Genomic DNA, 6,282 nt, shown 5'->3' on the forward strand with positions numbered 1-6,282 from the left:
ATGAGCGACTACGATAATAAAAAAGAAAAATTAAAGCAATATCTTTTTGTTTATGGTTCTCTTCTTTCTCACAATTCTAGGAATTATCTTTTAAAAGATTCTAAATTTATTGGAAAAGCTATTCTAGAGAATTATGGTTTATACAAAATCTCTTGGTACCCCGGAATTGTCTCTAAAGAGGGATCAAAAGTAGTAGGAGAAGTATATGAAGTAGATGATGTTACTCTTGAAAAAATTGATAATTTTGAAGGAGAGGGAGAATTATATAAGAGAGAAAGAGTTATTGTAAATCTTGAAAAAGGGGAAAAAATAGAAGCTTGGACTTATGTTTACCTAAATGAAGTAAAGGAAGAAAATTTTATACCCTTTGAAAACCAACCCTGGAGAGATTAAATTAACAAATCCATCAAATAATAATCCAAAAGGTCTAATTCTGACCCCTTTAAATTTTAAAATTCTAAAAGAAATGAATAGAAGGGAGGCTGATAATTTATGAAGAAGTATTTTTTAATTGTGATAAGTATCTTAGTAGTTTTGGTAGCTATTTTAATTTCATTAGGAAGAACTCAAGAGATGCAGAATGTAAAGTGGGAATATAGAGTGGAATATTTTTCTAGGGAGGATTTTAGTATTTTTATAAAGGCTTTAACAGTTAAGAAGATAAATGATCTTGGGAAAGAAGGCTGGGAATATGCAGGTCCTCTTTGTAATGATGGTATAAATGCCCAGTTTATATTGTTTAAGAGACCAATTAGGTAAAAGGGGGGTAAAAGAATGAAAAAATTTTTTCTTATATTAACTTTTTCTTTAGTATTTCTCTCTACTTTTTATTTATCTCATGCTTTAGCATTTAGTTGGTATAGTTTTTGGGCTTGGCTATATCATTGTAATCTTACTTTTGTTAGACCAATATATGGTGATACTTATATTTACAACGAATCTTTAAGCACTTCTTTTACTGTATATGATGCCTTTGGAGATGATTACACTTTTTATATTAACCAAAACCCTACTGCTTCTAAAATTTCTTATTATTCTTTGAACATAAGACTCCCACTGTATTATAGTAATTATCTATCAATAGGAATTAGCAATATACAAAGATATTTTAATACAAATATTTTTAGTGAAACAGGAATTACTCAAAGTAGTATTTTTATTGCAAATGGAGGAGGACTTTATGTAAATCTGAGAACCTACGATAGATTTTGGATAAATATAGTACTAGGTATAGTTTATTATGAAATTGATGCCATTGCGGATGTGGTTAAACCATCATGGTATGGAGATCCTGGTCTATATTGGGGTGGGACATTTTATGAGCCCGGAACTCCCTTAAGAGTGAAGGGAAAGAGTAATGATTTTTTCTCGTATTCTTTAGGTTTTAAATATCATCTAACTCCTGCTATATACCTTGAATTTACTTATTATTATTTTCCCGGAGGTACGATAGAAAAAATGGACTATATTATTGAAGGTCCGCCTGATCTCAAGATTAATGTTTCCTCTTATAAATTACCAAAGCCAATTACTATAAAGGAATCTTCAATATTTACTTTTGGATTAGGATTTGGACTTTAATTTTAAGTTTATTATATTGGAGGTAGAGAAATATTTAAACGGAGAAATCGTATTTTAAACGTAGTGTGGTTCTAAAGGTATAGTTCCTATAATTTATGGTTATCCCTTTAATCTTCCTCTACATCAATTTCAAGTTGGGAAAAAGCTTCCTTTATATTTTTTTCATACTCATTTTGAGTTATTTTCCCTTGGGTTGCTTTTATTTCAATTTCTACCTTATTAAATTTTTCTCTTAAGAATCTTATAACACCTATTATTCCTGATGTTTTTCCTTCGGGAATCTCAAACTTTAATTTTACACTTTCTCTATAATTTTGTTGATGTGAATTTGGTAACTTTTCAGCCTCTTCTGTTATTATTCTAGTTTCTTGAGACATTTTGATATCCTCTTTTTTTATTTCCAAAAATGTTTCTGATCTACCCTCAAGCTTAGTTTCTTTTATTAATTTTTCACAGATTTCTTTATTTATTAAAATCTCTTCTTCTTCAAAAGAAACTTCTGGAGTTTTTTCTTTTCCATAGTAACTTAGAATAATTTTACCTTCGCGAAGTTCTCCAATTCCTAAAATTTCATTTTTAACTGCTTTTTTTATCCCGTCAATCAAGACTTCTTTACTAGCAAACCTTAATGCTCCTGGTGTTCTATAACTCGAATTTATTATCTGTTTAGTGAATACATAGTCATTATTACCTAAAAACTTTTCTTTTATGACCTTTGGGTCAATAGTTTCTAATATGTAACCATTACTTTTTAAAGTTTCGTATACCAGTATATCTAGTGTTCTTTTTTCTCCTACTGTGGGTATTCCTAAATCTTCTTTTTCATTCTTTCCAGGTATCACTATATTTCTATAAGCTCTTCTAAGTTGATCCTCTAAGGATTCTTTCAAATTTCTTAAATTAATTTCTATCTCTCTTTTTTGCTCATTAGAAAGATTTAAGTTTTTATCATTTTTTATATACTCATAGGCTAAATAGTTTCTTATTGTATTTTTTAAAGCTAAACGTTCACTTTCAATGGGAATTAGTAAAAATAATGAGTTTACATTTACTCTTGGAATTTCACCTTTAAATTTAATTATTTTATTAATCAATTCTTCTTTTTCTTCCTTTAAGATTATGAGTTTAAACTCTTCGTTATCAGGAATATTTTCAGATTTTTCTTCCCATACATATACTTTTAATTTTTCTGAACGAACATTCTTTTTTATTAATTCTTTTTCATATTCTTCTATCTCTTCCTCTCTTATATTCTCTGCTTTTAGAACTAAAATTCTATTTAGATTGGGTTGATTTGAAAAGAAATATTTGTCGTTTTGATACTGTAGATAAAATAATCTATTTTTGAGAAGATCTAAGGCTTCGTTTATTACACTTGAGGGATTATTCAAAGTAGTAGCGGAGCGTTTTATTTCTAATATCGTTGCTCCTTTTTCTCGACCTCCTGAAAAGGAATACATAAATATAGAAGTTGCACTACGAGTACCTAATTTTAAACCTCTATAGGAGATACCTAGATCATCATCTACCCTTCTACTTCCTGAATCCTTTCTTGTTATATCTTGAGCTATTACGCTATTATACTCTTCTCCTATATATTTTACGAGTTCAAATCTAATATCTTCATTGGAAAGGTCAAAATCCGAAAGAGTAATATAAGGAATATTACTGTATTTGAGAGAAGACACAACCAAAGAAAGTAATCTTAAAACTCCTCTTGTTCGTTGGAAATTTGGAAAACTTCCCCAACGATGATAAAGTACATCTATCACGTCGGGCATAAAAGGATAAGAATCTATAAATCTATCTCTATACTCTGTGGGTTCTAAACCTATAGGTAATATTTTTTCTTTTTCAGCATAATTTATAAACTTATCAACTATGTTTTTAACTTCTTCTTCATCTATGTCAATAAAAAGTCTTTTTCTTATAATCTTTGCTATTTCATGGTCTTGTACTGGAGTATATATTCTCTCTACTCTTCCTACTACTTTTTGAAGTTGAGAAAATAATCTTTCCGCTTCAGTATCATAGTGCTCTATAGTACTTGATGGTAAAGTCACCACAAGACACGCTTTTTCTAAGGTAGCTACAACTTCTGTAAGTTCTTGCATGAAAGCTATGGTTTGAGCAGATAATGTGCTGTTTCCCACTTTTACTCCAGCGGATTTTGTAACATATTCCAAAACTTCATCCATAAGAATCAATAAAGGTTGATTTTTTTCCAGAATACTTCTTATTTTTTCTTTTCCTGGGGAGATTTGTCCTGTCATTATCTCATTTCTCCCTGTAAGTTCTTTCTCCAAAAGTCCCCAAAGAGTTTCTTCTTTTGCATCTAAATTAGTCCCTACTATTACTGCTAAATTTATCTTCCAATCTACCTTTGCTTTATGCATTAAGGCAATTAAAGAATGGGTTTTACCACCTCCAAAGGGAGTTTGGAGCTGAATAATAGAATCTCCTAATCTTCCTTCTATTCTTTTTTTGACAATATCTAATAAGTTTTTTAATCCTTCAGTAATATATGTCTTCCGAAAGAAAAGATCATAATTCTTGTATTCATCGATTCCCTCTCCTTTATAAGCATTCCAAAGATCTGCTGCGAAGACATCCATGGCAGATCTTCCCTCTAGGATGTCTCTATGAGGAATAGCTACTGTGTGAAAGGGTTTCATCCTTAAATTCCCCCTTTAATAATCATAGATTCATATCAATTTGTCTTATTTCTCCCATCAATTTACTTCTTCCCACCAAGAATCCCTCAAGAAGTTTTTTCTCTTTACTCTCATTGGGAAGAGTCTCGGAAATTGCCTGTGCTACTCTATAAAAAATTTCGCTTTTATGATAACCCCTTGTTTTTAATCTGTCTATCATATCTTCCCTTCTTCCAAGCTCCCAAAGGCAAAGCACATGGTGTAGCACATCTATAAGCTCAAAGGATTCTTCTAAATCTTCAATCTTTCTCTCATGAGGTCCAAGAACTCTTATAAATTCTTTTTCTTTTTTGATAAATCCTTTTTTATTGCTCCATTCTTTCTCAAGATCAACACCACAACTTACAGCAAGCTTTCTTGCCTCATCGAATTCTACTTTTGCCTCTCCATACTCCCAACGATATAGTATATAAAATCTTGTAAGGTCAGAAATTTCTGCAGAAAACCCATTATGTAAAATTCTTTTTATGGCATATTCTGTTACTATTTTTCTTATATCTTCTAAAAGTCTGTCCGCTCTTATTATATTTCCACTATAGTCCATGACTTTTTCATACCTACCGAAAATTTCAATAGCAGATCCTATAGCGGATATGAAAAAGTCAGCACCAGATATTCCTTCCTCCCAAAGTCTATCAAGTTTATCATTAAGATATTTTTTCATCTCCTCTTTTACTTCATTATAAAAACCTGTTTCTTTTTTCTCTCTTTTTCTTGCAACTATATAAATAGAGGATGCTAAAGCTGCAGATTCTCTTGCTCTTAATCTTTCTTTCATCTCTGTATTTATGGGCCAAGAAGCGGTAATTATAAGTCCAGAATCAAGGAGAGAGTTTATCAAAGTCTCCCATCCTGAGGTAGACTTATGAGCATATACAATTACTGCAATACCCTCTGGTTTTAATACCCTATGGATCTCTTGAAAAGCTTTTTTTAAATTTTCTTCAAAAAATTTCTTACCTGCTTCAAATCCTCCTTCGTTGTGAGAATATGCAACTATTTCTTGACTTTTGGGAGTAAGTGGAGTAGAAAATAATTCAGGATATAAATCTCCAATACTTCTTTTTAGCCATACATAGAAAAAGTCAGAAAGATAAGAGTAGGGAACATTGTCATAATATGGAGGATCAGTAAATACAGCATCAAAGAAATTATCGGGATAGGGAAGGGAAGTGGCGGAGAAGTGGGAAATATTTTCATAGTTATCTGATAATTCGTGTCTATTAAAACTTAAAGTATCTAATACTTTCAAAACACTATCGTTAATAGTTTTCCAATTATATCCCTTTTCTCCCAAAATATTTGTCTCTATATAGTCCCAATTCATAGGTAATGCTTGTCTAGAAAATGTTGTGGAAACTTTCTCCCAAGAACCATCCCAGTGACATAAGGTAGAATTAGTATCAGGTATTCTACTTATTATAAACCCCAAATAACTCACCACTGCCTTTGCATATTCTTTATCGTATCCTTTTTTTATCATCTCCTCATATGCTTTTCTTACTTTTTCTGTAAAGGTTATAAGAGCAAGCTTTTGCCTTGAGTTGAAAAGATCTCCCCATTTAAGCATTCCATATCTTTGGACCCTAAATCCAAGAGTTTCTTTAGGAGGTAATGGCTCATCTGGCACAGGATCCATGCCCCATTCTTCCATTAGTTTTTCTCTCTTTATTTTTAAGTATTCTTCTGCCTCTTTATAGGCTTTTAGATCTTCTTCTTTGGAGATTCTATAATATTTTCCTTCTTTTTCAGGATAATGTAGAACTACTGCTACCATTCTTTGTCCTGATTTTCCCTGCTGGAATAATCTTCTTGTGGTATCATCATCTATGGTGCTCCCACATGCAGGACATCTTACCACTGCCCTCGATACAGTACCTTCCTCGGGATTAAAATTTTGTGGCATTTTTTCATAACCAGTGCCCACAATTTTAAACTTTATCTCCTTTCCATCTACATATGGATATAGAGAAATTTTCTTCTTATC

General features: G+C 31.4%; 5 protein-coding genes. 3 read left to right on the top strand and 2 right to left on the bottom strand.

Annotated features, from left to right (window positions below; all coding sequences use genetic code 11):
* From NZ841_08135 to NZ841_08145, 3 genes are all read left to right on the top strand, one after another.
* The gene (locus tag NZ841_08135) at positions 1-393 is read left to right on the top strand and encodes a gamma-glutamylcyclotransferase (GenBank protein ID MCS7202727.1); all 393 of its coding nucleotides are present in this window, start codon (positions 1-3) and stop codon (positions 391-393) included.
* A 99-nt stretch (positions 394-492) separates the two neighbouring features.
* The gene (locus NZ841_08140; GenBank protein MCS7202728.1) at positions 493-759 is read left to right on the top strand and encodes a hypothetical protein; all 267 of its coding nucleotides are present in this window, start codon (positions 493-495) and stop codon (positions 757-759) included.
* A 15-nt stretch (positions 760-774) separates the two neighbouring features.
* A complete protein-coding gene (locus NZ841_08145; protein ID MCS7202729.1) occupies positions 775-1,581 on the top strand; it encodes a hypothetical protein in 807 nt (268 codons plus the stop codon).
* Between the two features lie 107 nt (positions 1,582-1,688).
* On the opposite strand, the gene NZ841_08150 is transcribed toward NZ841_08145, so the two are convergent.
* Both NZ841_08150 and NZ841_08155 read right to left on the bottom strand, forming a co-directional pair.
* Entirely contained in the window at positions 1,689-4,256 is a 2,568-nt protein-coding gene (locus NZ841_08150; protein ID MCS7202730.1) for a DUF499 domain-containing protein, read from the bottom strand.
* A gap of 22 nt (positions 4,257-4,278) precedes the next feature.
* Positions 4,279-6,282, bottom strand: a 2,004-nt coding sequence (locus NZ841_08155) for a hypothetical protein (GenBank protein MCS7202731.1), incomplete at its 5' end; no start/stop codon positions are given.

The sequence above is a fragment of the Dictyoglomus sp. genome (assembly GCA_025060475.1).
GTDB lineage: Bacteria > Dictyoglomota > Dictyoglomia > Dictyoglomales > Dictyoglomaceae > NZ13-RE01.